Annotated in this window: 21 protein-coding genes; 9 read left to right on the top strand and 12 right to left on the bottom strand. The window is 61.8% G+C overall.

The features are described from left to right. The first annotated feature begins 16 nt into the window (after positions 1 to 16). Positions 17 to 472 carry an Lrp/AsnC ligand binding domain-containing protein gene (locus tag ASC93_RS03960; RefSeq protein WP_036171419.1) on the top strand — a complete coding sequence of 152 codons (456 nt, stop codon included), beginning with the start codon at positions 17 to 19 and terminating at the stop codon, positions 470 to 472. A 124-nt stretch (positions 473 to 596) separates the two neighbouring features. On the opposite strand, the gene ASC93_RS03955 is transcribed toward ASC93_RS03960, so the two are convergent. Then, a complete protein-coding gene (locus tag ASC93_RS03955; protein WP_056437412.1) occupies positions 597 to 1,577 on the bottom strand; it encodes a LysR family transcriptional regulator in 981 nt (326 codons plus the stop codon). 168 nt (positions 1,578 to 1,745) lie between these two features. Between ASC93_RS03955 and ASC93_RS03950 the strand changes: the two genes are divergently transcribed. Next, positions 1,746 to 2,009 (top strand): hypothetical protein, encoded by a 264-nt coding sequence (locus ASC93_RS03950; protein ID WP_157201740.1) that lies wholly within the window; start codon positions 1,746 to 1,748, stop codon positions 2,007 to 2,009. Between the two features lie 598 nt (positions 2,010 to 2,607). Here the strand turns inward: ASC93_RS03950 and ASC93_RS03945 are convergent. The 6 genes from ASC93_RS03945 to ASC93_RS03920 form a co-directional block, all read right to left on the bottom strand. Then, positions 2,608 to 3,207, bottom strand: a complete 600-nt coding sequence (locus ASC93_RS03945) for a chalcone isomerase family protein (protein WP_056437406.1) — start codon at positions 3,205 to 3,207, stop codon at positions 2,608 to 2,610. A 48-nt stretch (positions 3,208 to 3,255) separates the two neighbouring features. Beyond that, complete coding sequence (locus ASC93_RS03940; protein WP_056437403.1) at positions 3,256 to 4,851, bottom strand: methyl-accepting chemotaxis protein; 1,596 nt, start codon at positions 4,849 to 4,851, stop codon at positions 3,256 to 3,258. Between the two features lie 293 nt (positions 4,852 to 5,144). Further along, the gene (locus ASC93_RS03935) at positions 5,145 to 5,408 is read right to left on the bottom strand and encodes a YfhL family 4Fe-4S dicluster ferredoxin (RefSeq protein WP_056437400.1); all 264 of its coding nucleotides are present in this window, start codon (positions 5,406 to 5,408) and stop codon (positions 5,145 to 5,147) included. A 12-nt stretch (positions 5,409 to 5,420) separates the two neighbouring features. After that, positions 5,421 to 5,921: a pantetheine-phosphate adenylyltransferase gene (gene coaD / locus ASC93_RS03930; protein ID WP_056437397.1), complete on the bottom strand. Its 501-nt coding sequence runs from the start codon at positions 5,919 to 5,921 to the stop codon at positions 5,421 to 5,423. A 121-nt stretch (positions 5,922 to 6,042) separates the two neighbouring features. Continuing rightward, the gene (gene rsmD / locus ASC93_RS03925) at positions 6,043 to 6,684 is read right to left on the bottom strand and encodes a 16S rRNA (guanine(966)-N(2))-methyltransferase RsmD (RefSeq protein WP_056437394.1); all 642 of its coding nucleotides are present in this window, start codon (positions 6,682 to 6,684) and stop codon (positions 6,043 to 6,045) included. A gap of 51 nt (positions 6,685 to 6,735) precedes the next feature. Beyond that, the gene (locus tag ASC93_RS03920) at positions 6,736 to 7,632 is read right to left on the bottom strand and encodes a DUF6279 family lipoprotein (protein ID WP_056437391.1); all 897 of its coding nucleotides are present in this window, start codon (positions 7,630 to 7,632) and stop codon (positions 6,736 to 6,738) included. 27 nt (positions 7,633 to 7,659) lie between these two features. Between ASC93_RS03920 and glmU the strand changes: the two genes are divergently transcribed. Continuing rightward, positions 7,660 to 9,036 carry a bifunctional UDP-N-acetylglucosamine diphosphorylase/glucosamine-1-phosphate N-acetyltransferase GlmU gene (glmU, locus tag ASC93_RS03915; RefSeq protein ID WP_056437388.1) on the top strand — a complete coding sequence of 459 codons (1,377 nt, stop codon included), beginning with the start codon at positions 7,660 to 7,662 and terminating at the stop codon, positions 9,034 to 9,036. A 240-nt stretch (positions 9,037 to 9,276) separates the two neighbouring features. Here the strand turns inward: glmU and ASC93_RS03910 are convergent, their stop codons facing one another. Continuing rightward, a complete protein-coding gene (locus ASC93_RS03910; RefSeq protein ID WP_056437384.1) occupies positions 9,277 to 9,750 on the bottom strand; it encodes an Lrp/AsnC family transcriptional regulator in 474 nt (157 codons plus the stop codon). Positions 9,751 to 9,898: 148 nt separating this feature from the next. Between ASC93_RS03910 and glmS the strand changes: the two genes are divergently transcribed. After that, positions 9,899 to 11,728, top strand: a complete 1,830-nt coding sequence (glmS, locus tag ASC93_RS03905; protein WP_056437382.1) for a glutamine--fructose-6-phosphate transaminase (isomerizing) — start codon at positions 9,899 to 9,901, stop codon at positions 11,726 to 11,728. 242 nt (positions 11,729 to 11,970) lie between these two features. On the opposite strand, the gene ASC93_RS29425 is transcribed toward glmS, so the two are convergent. From ASC93_RS29425 to ASC93_RS03890, 4 genes are all read right to left on the bottom strand, one after another. Then, positions 11,971 to 13,014, bottom strand: a complete 1,044-nt coding sequence (locus ASC93_RS29425) for an OmpA family protein (protein WP_157201738.1) — start codon at positions 13,012 to 13,014, stop codon at positions 11,971 to 11,973. Between the two features lie 897 nt (positions 13,015 to 13,911). Further along, the gene (locus ASC93_RS03900; protein WP_056437379.1) at positions 13,912 to 14,124 is read right to left on the bottom strand and encodes a hypothetical protein; all 213 of its coding nucleotides are present in this window, start codon (positions 14,122 to 14,124) and stop codon (positions 13,912 to 13,914) included. A 373-nt stretch (positions 14,125 to 14,497) separates the two neighbouring features. Then, positions 14,498 to 17,686: a TonB-dependent receptor gene (locus tag ASC93_RS03895; protein ID WP_082547751.1), complete on the bottom strand. Its 3,189-nt coding sequence runs from the start codon at positions 17,684 to 17,686 to the stop codon at positions 14,498 to 14,500. Between the two features lie 70 nt (positions 17,687 to 17,756). After that, the gene (locus ASC93_RS03890; RefSeq protein ID WP_056437370.1) at positions 17,757 to 19,067 is read right to left on the bottom strand and encodes a hypothetical protein; all 1,311 of its coding nucleotides are present in this window, start codon (positions 19,065 to 19,067) and stop codon (positions 17,757 to 17,759) included. A gap of 638 nt (positions 19,068 to 19,705) precedes the next feature. Here ASC93_RS03890 and ASC93_RS03885 point away from each other — a divergent pair. Genes ASC93_RS03885 through ASC93_RS03865 form a run of 5 tightly spaced genes read left to right on the top strand, consistent with a single transcriptional unit; the run spans position 19,706 to position 24,002 of the window. Beyond that, entirely contained in the window at positions 19,706 to 20,800 is a 1,095-nt protein-coding gene (locus ASC93_RS03885) for a cytochrome-c peroxidase (RefSeq protein WP_307188958.1), read from the top strand. An 18-nt stretch (positions 20,801 to 20,818) separates the two neighbouring features. After that, entirely contained in the window at positions 20,819 to 22,147 is a 1,329-nt protein-coding gene (locus ASC93_RS03880; protein WP_056437364.1) for a hypothetical protein, read from the top strand. A gap of 22 nt (positions 22,148 to 22,169) precedes the next feature. Further along, on the top strand, positions 22,170 to 22,706 hold the full coding sequence (locus ASC93_RS03875) for an FMN-binding protein (RefSeq protein ID WP_056437361.1): 537 nt from the start codon (positions 22,170 to 22,172) through the stop codon (positions 22,704 to 22,706). Next, positions 22,703 to 23,524 (top strand): FAD:protein FMN transferase, encoded by an 822-nt coding sequence (locus tag ASC93_RS03870; RefSeq protein ID WP_056437358.1) that lies wholly within the window; start codon positions 22,703 to 22,705, stop codon positions 23,522 to 23,524. The genes ASC93_RS03875 and ASC93_RS03870 overlap by 4 nt, the downstream gene beginning before the upstream one ends. Positions 23,525 to 23,531: 7 nt before the next feature. Then, positions 23,532 to 24,002 carry a DUF4405 domain-containing protein gene (locus tag ASC93_RS03865; protein ID WP_229412590.1) on the top strand — a complete coding sequence of 157 codons (471 nt, stop codon included), beginning with the start codon at positions 23,532 to 23,534 and terminating at the stop codon, positions 24,000 to 24,002. Positions 24,003 to 24,104: the final 102 nt, after the last annotated feature.

The raw sequence follows: 24,104 nt of genomic DNA, 5'->3' as shown, positions 1-24,104 counted from the left end.
GTGGAGAGAGAACAAGATGCTGGACAAGATCAGCAAGAAAATCCTGGCCGAACTGCAAAGCGACGGGCGTATCAGCAACGTCGAGCTGGCGGCACGGGTCAACCTGTCGCCCGCCGCCTGCCTCGAGCGGGTGCGCAAGCTGCACGAGTCCGGTTACATCATGGGCTATACGGCCCAGTTGAATCCCCAGCTGCTGGATGTGTCGCTGCTGGTGTTCATCGAAGTGGTGCTGGACCGCACGACGCCGGAAGTCTTCGACGCCTTCAAGCAGAGCGTCCAGTTGATTCCCGAAGTGCTCGAATGCCATATGGTGGCCGGCGGCTTCGATTACCTCGTCAAGGCGCGTGTGAAGGATATGGCAGCTTACCGCGAATTCCTCGGCAAGACGTTACTGCAGAAAGGCGTGCGCGAGACGCACACTTATGCGGTGATGGAAGAGGTCAAGAACACGACGAAATTGCCCATTAAATAAGCGTCAAACAACGTCGCCCCTGCGAAGGCAGGGGCCCAATTTTGCAAGCGTGTCGATTACGCGAACAGAACTTGGGCCCCCGCCTGCGCGGGGGCGACGGTAGTGATGGGCGCTCCAACTTTCTTCAGGCAATCTTTTCCATTTTTTCCGACGTTTCCGATCGCTGCGGCAGCATTTTTTGCGCCGACGCAGAGAGGTTTTCCAGGTTCTTGCGCAGCCAGCGGTGCGCCGGGCTGCGGCCGTCGCGTTCGTGCCACAGCATGTCCAGGTGCACGGCCGGCAGCTGGAACGGCAGCTCGCGCCAGGTGAGCTGTTCCGCCGCGCCCGTCGAGGCAATCAGGTGTTTGGGCAAGACCGTCACGAGGTCGGAATTGGCGACCACGCGGCCCGCCGTGAAGAACTGGTTCACGGTCAGCAGGATGCGCCGCTCGCGGCCGATCTGCGCCAGCGCTTCGTCGACGAGGCCGTGGGCGCGGCCCGAGAAGCTCACCAGCAAGTGGTTCGACTTGCAATAGGCGTCCAGGTCGAGCTCGCCCTGGGCCAACGGGTGGTTCTTGCGCATCACGATCACGTATTCGCCCGAATACAGGCGCTCGTGGCGGATCGGCGAGCCGGTCTCGTACGACAGCTGGGCCGCGACGCCCGGGAAGAAGCCGACGGCCAGGTCGATGTCGCCGCGCAGCAGCATCGGGCGCGGTTCGCGCGTGGTCAGGGGCACCATGCGGATGTTGACGCCCTGCGCCTCTTTTTCGATCGACCGCACCAGCGATGGCAGCCACAGCGCGGCCGTGGCGTCGGCCATCGCCATGCGGAAGGTCGCCTGGGCCTTGGAGACGTCGAACGTTTCCGGCATCACGGCCGCTTCCAGCGCGGCCAGGGCCTGGCGCACGGCCGGCCATAGCGCTTCCGCGCGCGGCGTCGGCTTGACGCCGTAGGCCGTGCGGATCAGCAACTCGTCGCCCAGGCTTTCGCGCAAGCGCTTGATGGCGTTCGAGACCGCTGGCTGGGTCATCGCAAGGTGACCTGCGGCGCGGGTGAGGTTTTGCTCGGTCATGACGGCGTCGAAGACGCGGAGCAGGTTCAGATCAAGCGTGAGGAAGCTCATGGGACTCCGTTCAGGACTGGCAATAAATGGTTCATCGGTATGGCAAGTGTACCCGATTTCCATTCACAATCAATATAAGAGCTATCAGTAAGCGTAATTAGATTTATATGTTGCGTTGCACTATAGTGACATTGAACAATAGATCAGATTGCCACTCCGAGACTTGCCATGTCCTTCTCAGCGACCCTTTTCCAGACACCGGTGATGGCCCTGCCCTTCACCCACCTGCTGCTCGTGATGGTCCAGCTGACCCTGCTGGGCGGCGTCGTGATGTTCTTCCGTCCCCTCCTGATCGGCATCGCCCGTGCGCTGGTGCTGGTGGTGCGCCCCCGTCCGACGAAGGATGAGCTGGCCGCGCGCCGCACGCAGCGCACGCTGGCTGCTACCGTCCAGGCCGCTCCGGCCGACGTCGGCGTGCTGGGATCGCACTGATTTTTACCGTTTAGTCTACACAGCTTCCTCTGCGAAAGCGGCGCCCGGTCATCCGGGCGCCGTTTTTTTTCGTCCCTGCCCCCGGACCCGTCCGGCCCCTGAAACGTAAGCCATTCTCACCTGTCGCGGGTAACTTGAGGTCGCTCGGGTTATCAAGCGTTTTTTTGCCGATTTTATTTAACAATTAGTAGACATGGAATAGAGGTATCAAAAAATCGAAGATGCGTTCATTGATGAGTTATCGGCATGTTGAACGAATATCGGGTGACGTTGATGGCATATTGTGGATGTCTTATGTGTTCCGCAAGAACGTCTCGAGAACGTCATGAGAGTCGAAAAAATGGAAGAAATGGCCGAATATATCTATTTTTTCATCTGATATGTTCGAACAATAGCCGAAGTTCATGATTGGTCATGGCATATGGATGAATTATAGTAAACGTCGATTTTATCGAAAGGATGCGGCGCCAGAGGCGCCGGCGCGGCGGCTGGCCTCCCCCTCCATCCAAAAAACCGGGCAGTACGCAGTCAAAAAATCGAGGGCGAAAAAAAACGCGGCCGCCGGTTGCCCGGGGCCGCGTTTCGGGGAAAACAGGGGTTACCTGGCTTCGCCCAGGAGCGCCGGCTTGAGCGAGCGGTCGACCGGCTTGTCGCCCAGCCAGATGCGCAGGATCGCGTTGTAGAAATTGATGTCGGGGATAGGGCCGCCCAGCTTCTGGCCGTTCAGTTCCGCTTGTGTGCCGGTGCCCGGGATCCAGTCCAGGTGCAGCACGTCACCCTTCTTGAGACCGTCGACGGAGGCGAACAGTTCTCCCATTTTGCTGATCTGGGCCACGATGCGCTGCTTCTCGGCCTTGTCGATGTTCTCGTTCAGGCCATCCATGAAGGCTTTGCCGAAATCCTCCGACGAGATGTCGCGCGCCATCTGCAGCGTCACGCGGCGCGGGCCCTCTTCCTTCAGGACCTCGGCCGTGTTGTTCTTCTTTTCGGGCAGGTACAGGCCGGCCGCGTAGACCTTGATGATGAACTTGGTGCGCATGCCGGCGCCGTTCAGCTTCAAATCCTTGCCGGCGACCTTGGTCGTGTCCTCGAACTTGTAGCCGCCGACGTCGACCGTGGCAAAGGCCGGCAGGCTGGCGGCCAGGGTCAGGACGGCGCCGGCGAGCAGGCGTTTGATGACGGATTGATGGGTAGTCATAGTGTCTCCTTTAAGTAGGCTGTCGTTGTGAAAATCGGCGGCCGTGGTTCAGGCCGCGACCAGTGCCTGGGGTGAGCGTGCCAGGCGCGGCGCCGCTTGCGCATCCGTACCGGCATTTTGCAGCTTGAACACGCTGACGGCGCGCGCCAGGTGCTGCGCCTGTTCCTGCATCGATGCGGCCGCGGCGGCGGCCTGCTCGACGAGGGCGGCGTTCTGTTGCGTCGTCTCGTCCATCGCGACGATGGTCTGGCTGACCTGGGCGATGCCGGCACTCTGCTCGAGGCTGGCAGCCGTAATTTCTCCCATGATGTCGGTGACGCGGCGCACGCTTTCGACGACTTCTTCCATCGTCACGCCAGCCTGCTCGACGAGGGTGCTGCCCTCCTTGACCTTGTTCACGGAATCGCCGATCAGCAGCTTGATTTCCTGGGCGGCGGCGGCCGAGCGTTGCGCCAGGCTGCGCACTTCGGCCGCCACGACGGCGAAGCCGCGTCCCTGCTCGCCCGCGCGCGCGGCCTCGACCGCGGCATTCAGCGCGAGGATATTCGTCTGGAAGGCGATACCGTCGATCACGCCGATGATGTCGACGATTTTCTTGGACGAGGCCGTGATCGATCCCATCGTCTCGATCACGTGCGACACGACGGAACCGCCGCGTGCCGCCACCTCCGACGCCTGGACCGCCAGCTGATTCGCCTGGCGCGCATTGTCCGCGTTCTGCTGCACGGTGCCGGTGAGCGCGCGCATCGAGCTCGACGTTTGCGCCAGCGACATCGCCTGGGATTCCGTGCGCGTCGACAGGTCCTGGTTGCCGCTGGCAATTTCTCCAGACGCGCAGGACATCGAGTCGGTACTCGTGCGCACTTCGCCGACGATGCGGATCAGGCTGGCGTTCATGTGGCGCAGCGCTGCCATCATCTGGCCCGCCTCGTCGCGGCTGTCGACCGCGATGTCGCTCGTGAGATCGCCGTCCGCGACGCGCCGCGCGATCTCCACCACCTGTCCCAGCGGGCGGGTGATGCTGCGCGTGGCCAGCCACGCGACGCCCAGCGACAGCGCGGCCGCGATGGCCGTCAGCGCCAGGATCAGCATCTGCGTGCGCTGCGTGACGGCGGCCGTGTTCTCGCCGGCCTGGTGCATCGCGGCGTTCTGCCAGGCGACGAATTTGTCCAGCTGCTCGAAGTAGCGCGTCTGCTGAGGACGCAGCGAGAACATGAATTTCATCATCGCCTCGTCCTTCTTGTCGTCGTTGACGAGTTGGATGAAGGTCGTCTGCGCCGGCAGGAATTTGTTCTGGATGGCCGCCAGCGCTTTCAGGATACCGGCGGCCTCGGCGTCGCCCGTGCTCCTTGCCAGTTCGGCGACCAGGGCGGTGGCGTTGGCGCTGCGCGCTTCCGTGTTGGCGAGTTCCTTTTTGATCTGGTCCGGATCGGTCATGATGAGGACGTTGAGCATGCTGCGCGTCGCTTCGCTCACGTCTTCCTTGATGTGGTTGGCCGCTACCGTGTTGGCGTAGCGCACCTTGACCAGGGTGTCCATTTCCTTGTTCAGGTTGGCAATCCTGACATAAGAAAGCCCTGCCAGCAGGACCAGCAGGGCGATCACGACACCGAACCCGATGGCCAGACGCTGGCCGATACTCATATTTTTAATCATTATGTCGAGTCTCTCCGTCCAAAAAAAGAATGGGCGTGCTAATTTTGCAAGATAAATATAGCACCGATGTGTTGGCAAAATTAGAGACTCAAAACTATTTCGATGCTGCGACAGCACAATCCCGGACCCGGGTGTCACGGCGCGTGAATGACGACGGGGATTTGCTGCGCACCAAAGCAGGGCGCTGGAGTGTTGTGTTTTGGAACAAGGCTGGCCGATCGACGGCCGCTCGGGACCGCTTGCGCCAAAAGAAAAGCCGGCGCGAGGCCGGCTTCGGAGATTCAGGCCGCGTTGGCCTTGTCTGCGGTCAGGCGATCGTATTTCGCCTGCAGTTGTTCGCGCGTTTCGCGCCATTCCGGATTGAACGGGATGCACGCGACCGGGCACACTTGCTGGCACTGGGGCTCAGCGAAATGACCGACGCATTCCGTGCATTTGTGCGGATCGATCTGGTAGAACTCCGCGCCCATCGAGATCGCGTCGTTCGGGCACTCGGGCTCGCACACGTCGCAATTGATGCAGTCGTCGGTAATCAGTAATGCCATGACAAACCAGTCTCAGGATTGCGGGGCGGCCGCCAGCTCGGCGATTTTCTTTTGCAGCCAGCGGTCGACCGAGGGGAACACGAATTTCGACACGTCGCCGCCCAGCATCGCGATCTCGCGCACGATGGTGCCCGAGATGAACTGGTACTGGTCGGACGGGGTCAGGAACAGCGTTTCGACGTCCGGCAGCAGATAGCGGTTCATGCCTGCCATCTGGAACTCGTATTCGAAGTCGGACACGGCGCGCAGGCCGCGCACGATCACGCGCGCGTCGTGCTGGCGGACGAAATCCTTCAACAGGCCGGAAAAGCTTTCCACCTTCACGTTCGGATAATGGCCCAGCACTTCATTGGCGATTTCCAGGCGCTCGGCAAGCGAGAAAAAGGGGCGCTTGTTCTTGCTGTCGGCGACCCCGACCACCAGGGTGTCGAACAGACCCGATGCGCGACGCACCAAATCTTCGTGACCGCGGGTCAGCGGATCGAAAGTTCCTGGATAAACGGCTACAACCATTGCGGCTCCCTGGAGAATGCACCTGAATAGACGCGCATTATGCCTGAAATTTCGGCAGCCGCCCCGGTGTGGGGCGCCATTTGCTTATTCTTTAAGCAGTTTTAGGGTGAAAATCGGTGTTTTAACGCAACTTTAGCAGGTGGTAATGCACCATGCCGGCCTTGTCGGCACGCACCAGCTGCCACGGTTGCAGCCATTCCGGCACGTCGCCGGTTGCATCGATCGTCTCCGGGAACGGCAGGCGCTCGCCCGATTCCGCATACACGAGGCCGCCTTCGTTCAGCAGTTGCGCACACAACGGCAGGGCCTGGGCGAGGAAATCCTGCTGGTACGGCGGGTCGAGGAAGATCAGGTCGAAGCGCTGGCCGCGCTGGATGAAGTCGCGCGCCACGGCCAGGGCGTCGGCGCGCAGGACGCGCACGTTGTCGGCCTTGAGCTTGTCCTTGATCAGTTCGAGCTGGCGCACGACGGCGCCGACGGTGTCGATCATCGTGACCGACCGCGCGCCGCGGCTGGCAGCCTCGAAGCCGAGGGCGCCGCTGCCGGCGAACAGATCGAGGCAGTCGGCGCGGTCCCAGTCGCCCGTCGTCTGGTGGTTGATCCAGTTGAAGACGGTTTCGCGGACGCGGTCGGGCGTGGGCCGCAGGCCGAAGGCGTCGAGGACGGGAAGCGGGGTGCGTTTCCAGGCGCCGCCGATGATGCGGACCTGTTGCGGCGGGCCGGGACGGCGCGCGTAGGTGGGGGCGGACTTCTTTTTTTGCATGGGCGGGAATATAGCACGGCGTCCGGCGGGGACGCCGTGCTTGGCTACCCATCACTTTCCAGTCGCCAGCGCGTTGAAATCGTTGATCCACCCCTGCATGCGTTTCTGCGCATGGGCTTTCTGTTCCGGCGTCGTGATGCGGATCGCCGTCAGGATGAATTTCGACGTGCTGTCGACATAGGCATCGAAGAATGCCTTGCGGTCCGGCGCGTCCATGCGGTCGAAGAGGTCGCGCAGCAGGTCGTGGACCGCCGACATCGTCTGTTCCTTGTTCAGCTTATCCTGGTGGATGCGCTGCAGCAGCGCGATGATTTTTTTCTGCCGCGTCACGCGCTCCTGCAGCCAGATCTCGTTGTCGAGCGGGCGCGCGTCGGACGCTTTACGGAGTGCCGCCTCCTGGTCGCGGCTGAAGCTGCCGAACCACAGTTCGAGCTGTTCGATCGCCTTCTTATAACGGGCCTTATGCTGGTCCTCGACGCTGCCGCTCATGAATTTCTTGCGGAAGTCCTCGTTATTCTTGGTGAATTTCTTTTCCATTTGGGCGATCTGGTCCGGCTTGATCGACATCGCCAGGTCGGCCAGCTGCGGCAGCGCTTTAAAGGCCAGCAATTCCGTTCTCGCCTTGATGTCGCGGTAGTCGCCGAGCAGTTCGTCCTGCGTCACGTTGCCGTCGCCGAGCTGGCGCTGCATTTTGCTCAGCAGGCCGGCGTAATCGCGCAGCTGCGTCGTGCGGTGCCACTGGAACAGGTTGTCGATGTCTTTCTTGACCCAGTCGGACTGGTCGCTGTCGAGATCGAGATAAGCGTTCAACCACCAGTACAGCAGCGTGTCGCCATGGTTGTAGGTGAAGCGGATCGCGCTGCATGCGCTCAGCACCGCCACGAAGGCGATCAGGAACAACATACGTACCCGCAAGAATGCGGCAGGGGGCGTGTTAAACTTTTTCATCTTTTTTAACTTGTTTGAGAACGGCTTATGAACGTAGTCATCCTCGCCGCCGGCATGGGAAAGCGCATGCAATCCGCACTGCCGAAAGTCTTGCATCCATTGGCCGGCAAGCCGCTGTTGCAGCATGTTATCAATACGGCGCGCAGCCTGCACCCGAGTAAATTATGCGTGATTTACGGGCACGGCGGCGCAGCGGTGCCGAGTGCGGTTCAAGCCTGGTCGGCGGAAGGCGGCGTCGCCATTGACACTGCCCTGCAGGAACCGCAGCTGGGGACCGGTCATGCCGTCATGCAAGCCCTACCGCAAATCGACGAGAATGCGCCGACGCTCGTCCTGTATGGCGACGTGCCGCTGACGACCTCGGCCTCGCTGCGCCGCCTGGTCGAGGCCGCCGGCGACGACAAGCTGGCGATCCTCACCGTCGAACAGGACAATCCGTTCGGCCTGGGCCGTATTGTCCGCGAGAACGGCAACATCGTGCGCATCGTCGAAGAAAAGGATGCTAATGAAGCCGAGCGCGCCATCAAGGAAATCAACAGCGGCATCATGGTCATCCCGACCCGCTTTTTGACCGGCTGGCTCGGCGCGCTGAAAAACAATAATGCCCAGGGCGAATATTACCTGACCGACATCGTCGCCCAGTCCGTGGCGGCCGGGGTGCCGGTCGTGTCCGCGCAACCGTCGGCCGAATGGGAAGTGGCGGGCGTGAACAGCAAGGTGCAGCTGGCCGAGCTCGAGCGTCGTCACCAGCTGAACATCGCCATCGCCCTGCTCGAGAAGGGCGTGACCTTGATGGACCCGGCGCGCATCGACGTGCGCGGCGAGCTCGTGTGCGGACGCGACGTCACCATCGACGTCGGCTGCGTGTTCGAAGGCCGCGTGGAACTCGGCGACGGCGTCACCATCGGCGCCAACTGCGTGCTGGTGAACGCGACCGTCGCGGCAGGCGCGCAAATCAAGCCGTTCTGCCACCTGGAAGGTGCTGCCGTCGGCGCGAAATCCGTCATCGGCCCGTACGCGCGCCTGCGCCCGGGGACCGAATTGGGCGAGGACGTCCACGTCGGCAATTTCGTCGAGATCAAGAACAGCAAGGTCGCCGCCCACAGCAAGGCGAACCACCTGGCCTATGTGGGCGATGCCGACGTCGGTTCGCGCGTCAACATCGGTGCCGGCACGATCACGTGCAATTACGATGGTGCCAATAAATTCCGCACGATTATCGAGGACGAGGCCTTCATCGGCAGCGACAGCCAGCTCGTGGCCCCCGTCACGGTCGGCAAGGGCGCAACGATCGGCGCCGGCACCACGCTGACCAGGAATGCGCCGGCCGGCAAGCTGACGATTTCGCGTCCGAAACAGCTGACGATCGAGAACTGGACGCGCCCGGTCAAGGTCAAGAAGTAAGCTGTCCACCGCATACGCACAGGTAATCCAGAATAAATTCACAGCCTGGTCCACTGCCTGTGCACAGGGATGTCAACCGGCCGTCCACAATATAGTCCACAGAGTCATCCACAGGCCCGCCGCGTTCTCCCGGCGGGCCTGATCGTTTCAGAAACGCGGTGAAATGCGCATGTGGCGGGAGATGGGGGCACACGCGCGGCAATGCAGCGGGTGTAAGTGCACAGAGTTATCCACAGGTCGTCAGATCGCGATGCGTGTTTCGAACTTGCTGCGGAACGTAGAAAAATATGCTTTTACGTTGCGCACATTGCTGTGCGTGGTGAACAGGCGGTGCGCCAGGGCGTGATAGGCGGGCATGTCGGCCACCTGCACGACGAGCACGAAATCCGGCCCGGGCGACACGCGGTAGCACTGCAGCACGGCCGCTTCGTCCGCCACCACGCGCTCGAATTCCTCCATGCGGTCCGCGGCCTGCACATCCAGCGTGATCTCGACGATGGCGGACAGGCGCGCGCCCACCTTGTCCGGCGCGACGATCGCGACTTGCCGCTCGATAACACCGTTTTCCCTGAGCTGTTTGACACGGCGCAGGCAAGTCGGCGGCGAGACGTGTACCAATTCCGCCAATTCCGCATTGGTCTGAGAAGCGTCAATCTGCAGGATATTCAAGATGCGACGATCCAGATCGTCAAGTATTGGGCCGTCGGGCGACATATACGTAAAATTTTTACTGAAAAGTGAAAGGATATTTCATGTTGAAAGAGTCGTGAAATAATCTATCAAAATGTGCTGTACTTAGAAAGCTTATTTCGTCGTCTCTGCTCTACAGTGCGTGCATCAACCAATTTCGGAGGTTTTATCCATGTGTGGCATCGTCGGAGCAGTCGCCCAGCGCAACATCACCCCTGTGCTCATCGAAGGCCTGAAGCGCCTTGAATACCGCGGCTACGATTCCTGCGGCGTGGCGCTGCACGTGGATGGCCGCCTGGCGCGTTCGCGCAGCACGTCGCGCGTGGCCGATCTGGAATCCCAGATCCAGGAAACCCATCTGCAAGGTTTTACGGGCATCGCGCACACCCGCTGGGCGACGCACGGCGCGCCGGCCACCAGGAACGCCCACCCGCACTTCTCGCCGAACAGCGACGACGCGCGCATCGCCCTCGTCCACAACGGCATCATCGAAAACCACGATGAACTGCGCGCCGAACTGACCGGCCTGGGCTATGTATTCCAGAGCCAGACCGACACCGAGGTCATCGCTCACCTGGTCGACCACATGTACAACGGCGACCTGTTCGACACCGTGCAGCAGGCGGTCAAACGCCTGCACGGCGCGTATGCGATCGCCGTGTTCTGCCGCGAAGAACCGCACCGCGTCGTGGCCGCGCGCCAGGGCTCGCCGCTGATCGTCGGCCTGGGCAAAGGAGAAAACTTTGTCGCCTCCGACGCGATGGCGCTGGCCGGCACCACCGACCAGATCATCTACCTGGAAGAAGGCGATGTGGTCGACCTGCAACTGGCCCGCTACTGGATCGTCGACGTCGAGGGCCGTCCGGCCGAGCGCGAGGTCAAGACCGTGCACGCGCACACGGGCGCCGCCGAGCTCGGCCCGTACCGCCACTACATGCAGAAAGAAATCTTCGAACAGCCGCGCGTCGTCGGCGACACGCTGGAAGGCGTGACGGGCATCATGCCGGAACTGTTCGGCGACCAGGCTTTCCGCGTGTTCAAGGAAATCGACCGCGTGCTGATCCTGGCTTGCGGCACCAGCTACTATGCGGGCCTGACGGCGAAATACTGGATCGAGTCGGTGGCCAAGCTGCCGGTGAACGTCGAGATCGCCAGCGAATACCGCTACCGCGACAGCGTCCCGCACCCGAGCACCCTCGTCGTGACGATCTCGCAGTCGGGCGAGACGGCCGACACGCTGGCCGCGTTGAAACACGCGCGCAGCCTCGGCATGACGAATACGCTGACGATCTGCAACGTCTCCACCAGCGCCATGGTGCGCGAATGCAAGCTGGCCTACATCACCCGCGCCGGCGTCGAAGTGGGCGTCGCGTCGACCAAGGCCTTCACCACCCAGCTGGCCGCGCTGTTCCTGCTGACGCTGACGCTGGCCCAGGTCAACGGCCGCCTGAGCGACGAGCAGGAAGCGAACTACCTGAAGCAGATGCGCCACCTGCCGGTCGCGCTGTCGTCCGTGCTGGCGCTGGAGCCGCAGGTGATCGCCTGGGCCGACGAATTCGCGCGCAAGGAAAACGCCCTGTTCCTGGGCCGCGGCCTCCACTACCCGATCGCCCTGGAAGGCGCGCTGAAGCTGAAGGAAATCTCGTACATCCACGCCGAAGCCTACCCGGCCGGCGAGCTGAAGCACGGCCCGCTGGCACTGGTGACGGAAGAAATGCCGGTGGTGACGATCGCCCCGAATGACGCCCTGCTGGAAAAACTGAAGTCGAACATGCAGGAAGTGCGCGCCCGCGGCGGCCAGCTGTACGTTTTCGCCGACGTCGACACCCAGATCACGTCGGGTGAAGGCCTGCACGTGATCCGTCTGCCGGAACACTACGGCCTGCTGTCGCCGATCCTGCACGTGGCGGCGCTGCAGCTGCTGGCGTATCACACGGCGCTGGCGCGTGGGACCGACGTCGACAAGCCGCGTAATCTGGCGAAGTCGGTGACGGTCGAATAAGCCTGATGGGCTGAGACTTCCTTATTGACAAGGTCAAATTATGTTTGTCAAATATGGGCCAAGTTCGTCAAATTTCGACGGATCAATGTTGACGTTGGAATGTAGGCCAACAATAAGTTGGGCACAAACAATAAAGTTTGACTTAATTTTGAGTAGTCCTTTTACCTTGTAATAGTCCACGTGCGCCACGATGTGGCGCACGATAAAACAACTGCCAGCCCCGGTCAGTGCTGTGGAGACCTTTAAGCGCCCGTGAGGAAAATATCCACCCGATCGGCGTATGCGGTGTCGTCGACTCCGCCGCTCATAACATGCCCCTCGTAGGAACGTGAGAACTTTTGCTCTAGAAGAAAGCTCATCACTGCCTGAGCGCGACGCAGACTAAGATCAATGTTTTTGAGGTAAGGCCCAGATTTTTGCGCGTACCCAACGACAAGAATGACAGGGTGCTGATTTGGAGGAATCCTGTTAAGTGCTTGCTCAAACTCATTGTAAAGCTGATGTCTTTCAGCTGCTTCGATACTCACGCCTTTGCTCGCAAATCCGAGCACCTTAATTTCGGCTCGAGCACTCGGTTCGCTCAACTTTTTATTTAAGGCGCTAACCTCGGCAAACAACTGTTGTAGATTGGCAGGTGTAATTGCTGCTGTGCTAGGCGCTGGCGGTACCGGGGGCATTGCAGGGGCAGTGTTCGGTGTGCCAGGGGCCGCCGCTTTGGGGATGGGCACATCTGGAGCATATTGCTTAACTTTGTTCGCCATATCGGCTGTCGCCGCTTGACTAGCTTTCGTCAAGTCATCTGCGGCTTGTTGCCCTTCCTTAACGGATGTTGCGTTGAGGATCCTATAGGTAAACCCATGTAAGTTTTCCATGGCATGCATGCCTTCCATCAGCAGTGCCGGCAACGCATCTGGCGGAATTCGCGCGATAACATTCGGATCGGTTGTCAAACAGTACATTAGTCGGATTTGCTCAGCCTCCTGCGCAGCTGGGGCTAGTTTTTGGGCGTCGTCATGTGTGTACTCAACGTGTCCGATCCTAAAATGCGCCGCGTTTGGTGAAGACCCAAAAGGAACGTCTATAGCGTCCGTTTTGAAGTCGCCGGCTGGGTTAATATAACTGACGCGGCATACTTGGCTTCTATCGATCTTCGAAGAGTCACGGTTTGCGTCGGTGGAAGTCTGTGAGCCAGATTGTGGGACCTTTGGCGCCGTCTCAAAACAAGCAGTCAACATAGCACCAACAAGAAGAAGTGGAATGTACGGCAGTATCGGAAGTTTCATCATACCCTCCAAGAGTGATCAAAGAAACGTACCTGTGCTCTGCCTATCATTGTTCTGTAAATATTTCCTGTCACCCACCCAGTTAAATGGCTTGCCGTAAGCAAAATTTTGTGATGTAAATTTTCCTCGGTATCGGCATATTTAAAATACATAAAATCAACGGTTACTTAGTTTCCTTAATGAACTGTTGCTATTCGAATGTTGAGGCAAGTCATTAGTGACCTTATGCGAGGACCAACATGAATGGACACGACATCAAGCTCCGGTCTGCAACCTATCTGCGGCGTGCACATGGAAATCCTGCGTGACTTCGTCATCGAGTGGATCGAGTGCTGCACGCACTGCCAACAAAGATATCGCGACGAACGCGGATGACGAGCCAACTGACTTTGGCGAGATCGAAGTGCTAGATGAGTACACAGCCGAGGTGATCGGCGCCACGGCACCGTCCCGGCCAAGCCTGACTGCACCTAAACTCGACGCTCGCTTGGCCAAGCTGGGCGCTGGCGTGCCCGAGGCGAGCCAAGAAGACATCAGCAACCTGTTCAGCATCAAATCAGCGACGGCGAGTCCGTACGGCGCTGATTCGGCGCTTCGGATAAGCGTCGGCCTGACTCACACTAACTGGCCTCCACGAAAGCCGGGGCGGTTCAGTATGTGCTTGCAGCTGTCCTGTCTCCTGTAGCGAACTTTCTTATTGCGAGAAGTTGTCTTCGGTTGTGACAGCCGGATTCTGTGGCAAACTTTCTTCAAAACTAGGCCGTTACACTTGGTGTAAGCCTTTGATTTATTAGGAAAGCGGTGGCCGACTTTTTATCGGTGCACACCTTATCAAACCCCGCCAGCTTGCCGGCCGTACCACTGGCCTGCAAGCTGCGCGCCCACATCGGGGTGCCAGGTTCACAGCACCATGGGCCCGCCGATGTTCCCTTTGAATATTTCCATATTCAGCGAGAAATCGTCCACGACGCCGCCGGACCTGCCGTCAACCAGCACGCTGATCGCCCGGCCGCCGCATACCCGCTTCATTTCTTCGGGCGACAGTGAGCGCACCCCTTCGGCGGCTTTTGCCGCGTCGTTGAAGGGCAGGTCTTCGATAGTCAAGGTCTTCATGATAGTTCTCCTCAAGTGGTCGGAAATGGGATGGAGCGCATTTCACGCGCCCACTTGTGGATATGCATGGAGCATGCCAGTCGCGGCGTAACCGGTAGTCCGGCGTTTACACTGCTGTATGTTGGTTCCAGTCCAACAGATCGTCGAGAGTGTTGGATTCGTCGTCCTGGCGATGTTGTCCGCTCAGTTCTTGCCGGACAGTTTGAGTGCCGCTGCGTTGAAATTGGCTTCCGCCTCGGCCTGCAATGCGGCGGCCGTGATGAGTACCGATTTCATTGCAAACCCTCTCCAAAAAAAACGACCCCGGATACCGGGGCCGCCCTTGCTGCGACATCACGCACGGCGCCGACTCACGCCGGCGCGTCGCCTCAGGTCAGAACACGTATGCCGCCTGTACCCGGAAGCTGCGGCCCGGATCGAACCAGGAACGACCCATATTGCCGGGGAGCTGCTCGTTCGTCTGCTTCGTCACGGTACGCGTCAGATTGCTGGCATTGAAGCTGCCCGAGAAGTGGTCGCTGAAGCGGTAGGTGATACCCGCATCCCATTGGCCCACAGGCTCTTGCCAGACCGGCAGGCCCCAGCCCACGTCCGTCGGCTCGTTGCCGTTGGCATCCGCGCGCGCCGGATCGGCGCTGGTGCCATTGCTGCCGCTGGCGCCGTAGACACCCGTCGCCAGCAGCGTGCGGTCACGCCAGCTATAAGCCAGGCGCGCCGACACCGGACCGTGGTCGTACATGAACGCCAGGTTGAATGCGCGCTTCGACATGTACGGCAGCGGCATATCCTTGAATGGCATGCCGTTGGTGTCGCAACCAAACAGCATGGCGCTACCCGTCAGGGCGCCGGACGGGCAATAATCCGACTTGAACGGGTGATACAGTTGCTGCTTGCCGTCGATGTAGGTGAAGTTCGACGACACGCCGAAACCCTTCGCCCAGTCGGGCAGTTTGTCGCTCAGGCCAGGCAGGTGATCGAGGTAGGTCATACCGGCCAGCTCGACGCCGCGCACCCTGGCCTTGGCCGCATTGGCCGGCCCGGTGATCGTGAAGTCCATATCCTCGCCGGCGAGATCCTTATAGGTCCTCGTATAGGTTTCGGACAGGATGATGTCCTTGACCTGTTTGTAGAACACCGCGGCGGTCAGCGACTGCCCCGGATTCGGATACCATTCCAGCGACACGTCGAAGTTGTTCGACTTGAGCGGCTGCAAATTCACGTTACCGTCATTCTTGCCGGTGTAGGTGATCGTGCTGATCTTCTTGCTGTCGTTGGGGTCGTTGATCACGTTCTGCGACAGGGTGATGTATTCCTGCATCTGATCGAAGCCGGGACGGGAAATGCCGCGGGACAGCGCCAACCGCGCCTGCAGCTTGTCCGTCAGGTTCGCCTTCAGGTTCAGGCTGGGGATCACGTCGACGTGACTGGCCTTGAGATCGAGCGGCTCGTCGACCTCGCCAAACCGGGGAACGTTCGGATTGGTGGTCTGGCTATATTGTGGCTTGAACACCGTGTAGCCGTGGGCCGTCGTGCTGGTCCGGACCACGCGGGCGCCCACATTGCCCTCCACCGGATATTTCCAGTCGTCGAAGGCGAAGCGCAGGGTGCCGTGCACGGCCTGGGTGCCTTCGTTGTGCTTGCTGACGTATTGCGGATCGTTGCTGTAGCCATCCGGTTTCCAGTCACTGCCGGCCGTCGAACAATCAGTACTGCCGCCCTTGATCGCATTGTCGTCCATGCAGTTATATTTCAGCGCGGTCAACAAGTTCCGGTACGCGGCCGGTTTATCCATGACCATCGCCATGGCAGGTACGATGACCGTTGGCGGCGCAGACATCCTGCCATTGAAGAAGTCGGGGAACGTGTAGGGGACGACGGTGCCCAGGGCCGCATACTTCGGGTCGCTCATATAGCCGAAGTTACTGCGCTGCCAGCTCAAATCGGAGACGTTCGGCAACTGCCCCGCCACCTTGGTGGGCAGCACGGCCCAGTCTTCGGCGTAGGATTTCCAACCCGTCCCGGCATTCTTGTCCTTACGCGAAGAACGTTCCGTCACGCGTAAGCCAAAGCGGAAATCGCGCAGCACCGGATGATCGAAGCTGTATTTGCCGTCCACCTTCCACGCATACAGATCCGCCTTGGCCTTGTTGACTTCAGGCTGCGAAATACCCCAGTAGTAGTTGCCCGCATCGGCCAGGAAAGCGCGCGTCTTGTCATCGAAAAAGTACGAGGGCCGCGAGCCGGATTCATTGATGCCGATGCTCGGCGCGAAGGTGCCGAGGTTGATCATGCCGTAGTCGCCGGAATTGGTGGCGTGAACCCATTGCAGATCGTTCTGGAACGTCCAGCTTTCATTGACCCGCCACTTGAAGTTCCAGGCCAGTTCGCGCGTGCGTCCATGCACATCGCGGTAATTCTGCGTGACGTTCGTGCCGATGCCGCCGTCCGCGAACTGGTTCGCGCCCCTGCCGCCGAGCGGATGGCTCAGTACGCCCGATTGGAAGACGCCGTTGCTGTCGAACTTGGCGTCCGTGTACACGACCTTGTAGGGATCTTCGGGATCGCCGTAGTTGGAGCTGGCGGAAATGCCGATCTCGCTGTTATACGTCGTTTCGTGGAAAGCGGAATCGAAGTATGTCAGCGATGACTCCATGCTGCTGTTTTTCCACTGCAACGCCCCATAGATGCCCGTACGCTGGTTTTGTCCGGTGGTGGTGCCCCAGTCAGCGCCGACCGGCACCCACGCCGTCTGGCCTGGAATGAGACCGCTCCTCGGATAATAGACGGATTGGTTGAGCGTATCGAAGCGGTTCCTGGTTTTGTTAAGCGACAAATCCACCAGCGCGCCAAATTCGCCCATGGAGGTCTTCCACCGGTTCGAATACAAGCCGGAGAAGCCTGGCGATTTGGTCTTGCCCAGCTCGGCATAATTGCCCGAGGCGGTCAGCGCGCCATATTGGCCCTTGGCGTCGAACGGCAGCCGCGTGCGCAGGTCGACCTGGCCGCTGATGCCGCCTTCGATCAGTTCGGCCGAGGGGTTCTTGTACACGTCCACGCCCGCCATCAGTTCCGGCGGCACGTCGCCCCAGCTCAATTCACGTCCAGGCCAGCCGGCCGAGAAGGATTCACGCCCGTTCAGCGTGGACGATCCCCAGGACAGGCCGCGCACCTGGATGCCCGAGCCTTCGACGTTGAATTCCAGGCCGTTCGCGGCCAGATTGGCGCCCTGGCGCGAGCGGTTGCGGTCCATCGTGACCCCCACCACCCGCTGCAGCACTTCGGTGATCGACTTGTCCGGCAGCTTGCCGGCCTCGTCGGCCACGACCGAATCAACGATCTGGTCGGCATTCCGCTTGATCGCCGCCGCGGTCTCCAGCTGCTTGCGCTGGCCGGTCACCACGACGGTGTTGGTTGCGCCGTCCTTGGCACTCTGTTCCGACGCCGGCGCCTCCGTCTGCGCGTGCGCGGCGGAGCCGCACAGCAGCGCGACCTGCGCCGCGGCCAGCGCCAGCGCGGTCATCTTGATCGGTTTCCTCACGATCTTCGTCTCAACTCTTGTCATTATCTGTGTCCTCTTGTGTATGCCTTGGTTGCCACCGTGCCGTGCGGCGGCGGTAAAAATCAGCCTGCTGTCACTGGAAGTAGATCGGGCCCGTCAGCTTGAACTGGGTCACGTATTTGCCCGATGCATTGGCCACCTGCGCGTTCGGCTGTACTGCGGTGAACCTGAGCTTGACGACCGGGTAATGCTGCAGCTCATCCCAGAGGTCCAGCCCGGTCAGGTCACACGTCTGGCTGATCGTGAACTGATCCTTGAGGCCAATGCTGTAGTCCGCGGCGGCGGCGGCGGCTGGCTGCACCGTGGCCTGCAGGGTCACGGCGCATGCGTTGCCCTTGGCGTCGACCTTGTTGAGGTTGAAGTGACCGAGGGTCAGTTCGACGTTGAACTTGTTATTGGCCGCACCGAACCATTCGGGGTTTTGCGCGAGATTGAAATGCAGGCCCGACTGGATGTCGATCTGTGCGCCTTTGGGCTTGGAAGGGTCGCTGAGAGCGGAAGCCTTGACGCCGAACTGGTACGTGCCGTCGGGCGAATAGAGATCGCTGGCGTCCAGAATGCCGGCGCCGAACATCCAGAACGACGCCGAGTTATAGTTCCAGTCCGATGGTTGCGGAGCCGAATCGAAAGACGTGGTAAAGGTGAGGCTGCTACCGTCACCGGGAACGGCGATGTCGCATTGCTGGCACCACCACTGATTACCCAAGTGCCCGAGGAGGCCTTCCTTGGTGCTCGTGTTGTCCTTGTAGCCGCTCGCGAAATTCAGCATGGCCGGCTTTTCGGTGCCGACCGGAATGTTCCTGTCCACCGCCGTCGCCGCATAGACATCGTTGCCGGCCTGCTGGGCGGTGACCGTGCACATGCCGTCGGCGAGCGTGGTCATCGTCGTTCCGCTGACCGAGCACACATTCGGCGTCTTGCTCGTGAAGGTGACCGGAAGACCCGAGTTGAAGCTTGCGGCCAGTTGCACCGGCGCAGCACCGACGGGCTGCCAACCCGGGTTGGGGAACTTGGCCACAACCTGAGGATTCTTGGGAACGACGATAATCTGGCGCTGCGAGACCGGGGCATAGCCGTTCGAACCGGCCTGGGTGGCGGTCACCGAACACTCACCCGCTTTCAGCAGCGACAGTTGATCCCCGCTGACGCTGCAAATAGTCGGCGTGTTCGACGTATAGGTCACGGTCGCGCCCGAACTCGCCGTCGCTGTCAGCGTGGCCGTCGCCGTATTGGGCGGCACGCCGATCATTGCCTGGCCCGCGAACGGGAGTGGGAAGGTCATGGTCTGGTCCAAGCCGCCGTTGCCCGAGCCGCCGCTACCGCCGCCGCAGCCGCTCAGCAGCGCGATGCAGCCAAGCGCAATCGCTGATACCTCGAACTTCATCGCTGGTCTCCTCATGGTGGTATTCCTTTCTGCTTTCTGTTGTGTTAACTCGTTGTTCATGGATCTCGCGACACCGTGCCGAAGCGCGGCGTCAGAGTCGCCGCGCCGCACGGGATGCGCACGCCAGGGTGGATGCGTCTGAAAGGGGATGTACGCGACTGGTAACGGGACGGCTGGTTCCCCGGCGTGCAATCCTGGCGCCGAGGCAGCATGGGGACTCCGATCGGAATCCTTGCGAACTTCAGCGTTATTGTTTTTTATATATAGCAGACATTTGCGTAGTTTATGATGCCATTGGCCGGTGGCATGCCGCAATTACAATAACTTTTAATGTAGGACATGAAATTTACTAGCCGACAGGAGGCCCCTCGGCGCAGAAGGGGCCCGCGGTGGAGATCGTTGCTAATCGGATACATCAGTCCGAGAATTGCCCGTCGATTTTCAGTACGTACGTTGTCAAGTACATTTCTACAAATTAGAATAATTCTCATTTAGATTCTTATTATCGTTTGCGTATGCGTCGCCCTTCGTCTCGCCGTGCTCCCCTGTTCCTGGCAATCCTTCTTGCGGCTGGCGTCACGGCTTGCGGCGGCGGCGCCGACGGCACGCCCCCGTCTCCCACGTCGACGGCCGGGACCATGTCGTCGTCGTTCAGCCCGAGTGCGGTCCTGGGCGAGCGGATCTATAACGACGTCTCACTGTCGGCTTCCGGCCGCCAGTCGTGCGCAACCTGCCACAATCCCGACAACGCGCACGGTCCGACCAACGATTTCGCCGTGCAGCTCGGCGGCCCGAACGGCGACGTCCCGGGCTTCCGCGCGTCGCCGTCGCTGCGCTACATGCAGCAGACGCCGGCATTCCACTTCGAGGCGGACGGCACGCCCGTCGGCGGTTTCGATCGCGACGGCCGCGCGCGCACGCTGGAGGAGCAGGCCGAGCGGCCGTTCCTGGCGGCGCACGAGATGGCCAACGCCAGCAAGGCGGATGTCGTCGCACGGCTGCAGCGCGCGTCGTATGCGGCGCAATTCCGGGCCACGTTCGGCGACAATATTTTTGATAACGTCGACCAGGCGTTCAATCGCGCCCAGTTCGCCTTGCAGCAATTCGAGAACGAGGACCCGCGCTTCCACCCGTTCGACTCGAAATACGACCTGTTCCTGGCCGGCAAAGCGACGTTGTCCGATGCGGAGTTGCGCGGCCTGGCGCTGTTCAACAATCCATCCAAAGGCAATTGCGCGGCGTGTCATACGAGCGCGCGCGGTGCCGACGGCAGCGCGCCCCTGTTCACCGATTTCAGCTATGACAACCTGGGCGTGCCGCGCAATGCGCGCATCCCGGCCACCCGCGATCCCGCCTATTTCGACCTGGGCCTGTGCGGCCCCGACCGCACCGATCTCGTCGCGCGCAGGGACCTGTGCGGCGCCTTCAAGGTGCCGACCTTGCGCAACGTGGCGACGCGCAAGGTGTTCTTCCATAACGGTGCGTTCACCAATTTGACCGACGTCGTCCGCTTCTACGTCACGCGCGATACGAATCCGGAGCGCTGGTATCCCGTCAATGCCGATGGGACCGTGGACAAATTCGACGACCTGCCGCCGGCGCTGCGCGCGAACGTCAACACGACCGAGGTGCCGTACAACCGCCGGCCGGGCATGGCCCCGGCACTGAACGAGGCCGAGATCGCGGATCTGGTCCAGTTCCTCGGCACCCTCACCGACGGCTATCCACACTAACTTCATCCAAGGACCTCCATGAAACAACGTGTCATCAGCGCGGCACTGGCCGCCGCATTCCTTGCCGCCCCGGTCGCGGCCATGGCCCAGCAGACCGACCTGGCGAAACGTGTCGAGCAGCTCGCGGCCGAACTGGAACAGGTGAAGGCCGAACTCGCGGCGCAGCGTGCGCAGGCGGCCGCCGCGGCCCCGCGCGCCGAGGCGCCCGCGGCGTCGACCGCGCCCGCCGCACTCGCCGCAACCTCCCAGCCGGCAGTCGCGGCGCCGGTGTCGATGGCGAGTGTCGCCCCGGCCTCCGACACGGTCTTCTCCGGCTACGGCGAAGTGAACTACAACCACCCGGTGCGCAATGCGAGCGGCGCCCAGACCGACCTGCGTCGCGCCGTGATCGGCATCCAGCACCGCTTCGACGACAAGACGAAGGTGGTCGCGGAGTTCGAGTGGGAACACGCGATCGCGTCGGCCACGGACAGCGGCGAATCGGCCATCGAGCAGTTATATGTCGAGCGCGAGTTCGGCGCCGGCCTGCGCGGCAAGGCCGGCCTGTACCTGATGCCCGTCGGCCTCCTGAACCAGAATCACGAGCCGACCGCCTACTACGGCGTCGAACGCAATTTCGTCGAGACGGCGATCATCCCGACGACCTGGCGCGAAGCGGGCGTCGGCCTGTCGGGCGAGTTCGGCGACGGTTTTACCTGGGACACCGGCCTCACCACCGGTTTTGACTTGACCAAGTGGGACCCGGCATCCGACGAGGGCCGCGAATCGCCGCTGGGCGCCATCCACCAGGAAGGGCAGTTGGCCAAGTCGCGCGACCTGTCGCTGCACGGCGCGCTCAACTGGCGCGGCTACCCGGGGCTGCTCGTCGGCGGCTCGGTGTTCACGGGCAAGGCCGGTCACGCGACGCCCGGCTTCGCCGGCGACGACGCGCGCGTGACCATGACCGAGCTGCACACCCGCTACACGCCGGGCGCGTGGGACCTGTCGGCGCTGTGGGCCTACGGCCACATCTCGAATACGGAAGCGCTCAACGCCACCTTCGTCGGCAATCCGGTGCCGGTCCCCAGCAGCTTCGCCGGCTGGTACTTGCAAGCCGCCTATCACCTCTGGCAGAACGCCGACTATGCGCTCAGCCCGTTCGCCCGTTTCGAAAGTTTTAATACGGCCCGCACGTATGCGTCGCAGCCCGCGGGCCTCGGCGTGCCGACCACGCCGTACGAACGCGTCGCGACCGTCGGCGCCAACCTGATGGTCGCGCAGGGCGTCGTGCTCAAGGCCGATTATCAGAAATTCCGCCAAGATAAGTCGCTCGACCGGGTGAACCTGGGCGTCGGCTTCTCCTATTGATCGGCCTTCCGGAGGTATCGTCATGCGCTATGTTCCTTTGATCGTTCTCGGCGCCGGCGCCGTCGCCGCGCCGGCCTTCGCGACGCAATACCTCAGCCCGGAGCAGGCGCAAAAGCTGATGTTCCCGGAAGCCGACGCGTTCCGTTCCCGGCCGCTGTCGCTGGACCTGGCACAGATGCGCCAGGTCGAGCAGATCGCGGGGCTGCCGGCGCGTTCGGTGCAATGGCGTGTCGTCGGCGCCTACAAGGGCGAAACACTGCTCGGCTATATGGTGCTCGACGACGTGATCGGCAAATTCGAGCTGATCTCCTACGCGGTCGGCGTCAACCCGGACGCCAGCGTGCGCCAGGTCGAAATCCTGGCGTACCGCGAAAGCCACGGCAGCGAGATCCGGCTGCCCGCATGGCGCCGGCAATTCGTCGGCAAGAGCGCCAGGAGCGGGGATTTGCGCATCGGCGGCGGCATCAACAACATCAGCGGCGCCACCCTGTCCTGCACGCACGTCACCGACGGCGTGCGCCGCATCGCCGCCGTGGCCCAGGTCGCGCTGGCCAGATGATCCGCCGCGCGCAGCCCTGGCTCGGCACCCTCGTCGACATCAGCGTCGAGGGAACGGCGAGCCAGGACGCGGTCACGGCGGCCTTCGCCGAGATCGCGCGCCTGCACCGGCTGATGAGCTTTCATGACGGCGCCAGCGACATCGCGCGCATCAACCGTGCGCTGCCGGGCGACGTGGTGCGCGTGGATGCCGCCACCTGGAACGTCCTGCGGCTGGCCGGCGAAATCGCCGACCTGTCCGGCGGCGCCTTCGACATCGCCTGCGCGCCCTGGCTGGTCGATCGCCAGATGTTGCCGTCTCCCGCGCCGGAGCAGGCACGGCCGTCCGCGCGCACGTCGGCCGCCGTGTTCGCGCTCGACGGCGAAGGCGACGTGCGCAAGCGCGGCGCGGGCTGGATCGACGTCGGCGGCATCGCCAAGGGGTATGTCGTCGATGCCGCGGTCGCCGTCCTGGAGGCGGCGGGGGTGCCGGGCGGCTGCGTGAATGCCGGCGGCGACCTGCGCGCCTTCGGTACGATGCAGGTGCCGGTCGCGGTGCGCGCGCCCGGCGCCCCCGGCCAGGCGGCGCGGCATATAATGCTGTGCGGCGCGGCCCTGGCGACGTCCGGCAGTTATTTTTCGGCGCGCGAGCATCGCGGCGGCGTGGTCAGCGCCCTGCTCGACGCGCGCGACGGCCACCCGCTGGTATCGACCGCCAGCGCATCCGTGCGCGCCGGCCGCTGCGCCGTGGCGGACGCGCTGACCAAGGTGGTGCTGGCGACCGGCGATTGCGCCCACCCGGCCCTGGCCGCGCTCGGCGCCACCGCATTCCTGATCTGAGTTATTTATGACCCGTATGCCCGGCACGACCACCGGCCGCCTGTTATCCTTCAAGCTCGAACGCTGGCATCGCCGCAGCGTCTACGCGACCGGCATCCTGCTGCTCTTGTCGGGCGCGGCCTGGCTGGTGCTGCATTACTTTTTGCGCCCCGTGACCGAGTTCGGCGAATCGGTCAATCCGCTCGAACCGTGGGCCATGAAATTGCACGGCGCGGCGGCGATGGCGGCGTTGTTCTTCGTCGGCAGCCTGCTGCACCATCACGTGCGCCGGGCGCTGCGGGCCGGGCGGAATGCACTCACCGGCTGGGCGATGATCGCGACGCTGTCCTTCCTGACCCTGACCGGCTACGGCCTGTATTACGTGGCCGGAGAAGGCGACCGTCCGGTGTGGTCGCTGCTGCACTGGAGCGTCGGCTTCGCGGTGGCCGTGCTGTTCGTCGCGCACGTGCTGGTCGGGCGGCGCAGCGTGCACGACTGATTCCCTCAACGGCGGAACAGCCCGCCGATCCCTTCACATTTGCTGGAACGAGCTTAGCCGGCTGTTCTTGTCTAAAAAACAGAATCTTGGAAAACTACATTC

The sequence above is a fragment of the Massilia sp. Root335 genome, assembly GCF_001425685.1.
Taxonomy (GTDB): domain Bacteria; phylum Pseudomonadota; class Gammaproteobacteria; order Burkholderiales; family Burkholderiaceae_D; genus Telluria; species Telluria luteola.
Note: the sequence above shows the minus strand (reverse complement) of the source record. Positions and strands in the feature narration are given on the sequence as shown.

Bases quoted from the DNA above. Each gene is read 5' to 3' on its own strand.
- ASC93_RS03960 (WP_036171419.1), top strand. From the start codon at position 17: ATGCTGGACAAGATCAGCAAGAAAATCCTGGCCGAACTGCAAAGCGAC.
- ASC93_RS03955 (WP_056437412.1), bottom strand. From the start codon at position 1,577: ATGAGCTTCCTCACGCTTGATCTGAACCTGCTCCGCGTCTTCGACGCC.
- ASC93_RS03950 (WP_157201740.1), top strand. From the start codon at position 1,746: ATGTCCTTCTCAGCGACCCTTTTCCAGACACCGGTGATGGCCCTGCCC.
- ASC93_RS03945 (WP_056437406.1), bottom strand. From the start codon at position 3,207: ATGACTACCCATCAATCCGTCATCAAACGCCTGCTCGCCGGCGCCGTC.
- ASC93_RS03940 (WP_056437403.1), bottom strand. From the start codon at position 4,851: ATGAGTATCGGCCAGCGTCTGGCCATCGGGTTCGGTGTCGTGATCGCC.
- ASC93_RS03935 (WP_056437400.1), bottom strand. From the start codon at position 5,408: ATGGCATTACTGATTACCGACGACTGCATCAATTGCGACGTGTGCGAG.
- coaD (WP_056437397.1), bottom strand. From the start codon at position 5,921: ATGGTTGTAGCCGTTTATCCAGGAACTTTCGATCCGCTGACCCGCGGT.
- rsmD (WP_056437394.1), bottom strand. From the start codon at position 6,684: ATGCAAAAAAAGAAGTCCGCCCCCACCTACGCGCGCCGTCCCGGCCCG.
- ASC93_RS03920 (WP_056437391.1), bottom strand. From the start codon at position 7,632: ATGAAAAAGTTTAACACGCCCCCTGCCGCATTCTTGCGGGTACGTATG.
- glmU (WP_056437388.1), top strand. From the start codon at position 7,660: ATGAACGTAGTCATCCTCGCCGCCGGCATGGGAAAGCGCATGCAATCC.
- ASC93_RS03910 (WP_056437384.1), bottom strand. From the start codon at position 9,750: ATGTCGCCCGACGGCCCAATACTTGACGATCTGGATCGTCGCATCTTG.
- glmS (WP_056437382.1), top strand. From the start codon at position 9,899: ATGTGTGGCATCGTCGGAGCAGTCGCCCAGCGCAACATCACCCCTGTG.
- ASC93_RS29425 (WP_157201738.1), bottom strand. From the start codon at position 13,014: ATGATGAAACTTCCGATACTGCCGTACATTCCACTTCTTCTTGTTGGT.
- ASC93_RS03900 (WP_056437379.1), bottom strand. From the start codon at position 14,124: ATGAAGACCTTGACTATCGAAGACCTGCCCTTCAACGACGCGGCAAAA.
- ASC93_RS03895 (WP_082547751.1), bottom strand. From the start codon at position 17,686: ATGACAAGAGTTGAGACGAAGATCGTGAGGAAACCGATCAAGATGACC.
- ASC93_RS03890 (WP_056437370.1), bottom strand. From the start codon at position 19,067: ATGAAGTTCGAGGTATCAGCGATTGCGCTTGGCTGCATCGCGCTGCTG.
- ASC93_RS03885 (WP_307188958.1), top strand. From the start codon at position 19,706: ATGTCGTCGTCGTTCAGCCCGAGTGCGGTCCTGGGCGAGCGGATCTAT.
- ASC93_RS03880 (WP_056437364.1), top strand. From the start codon at position 20,819: ATGAAACAACGTGTCATCAGCGCGGCACTGGCCGCCGCATTCCTTGCC.
- ASC93_RS03875 (WP_056437361.1), top strand. From the start codon at position 22,170: ATGCGCTATGTTCCTTTGATCGTTCTCGGCGCCGGCGCCGTCGCCGCG.
- ASC93_RS03870 (WP_056437358.1), top strand. From the start codon at position 22,703: ATGATCCGCCGCGCGCAGCCCTGGCTCGGCACCCTCGTCGACATCAGC.
- ASC93_RS03865 (WP_229412590.1), top strand. From the start codon at position 23,532: ATGACCCGTATGCCCGGCACGACCACCGGCCGCCTGTTATCCTTCAAG.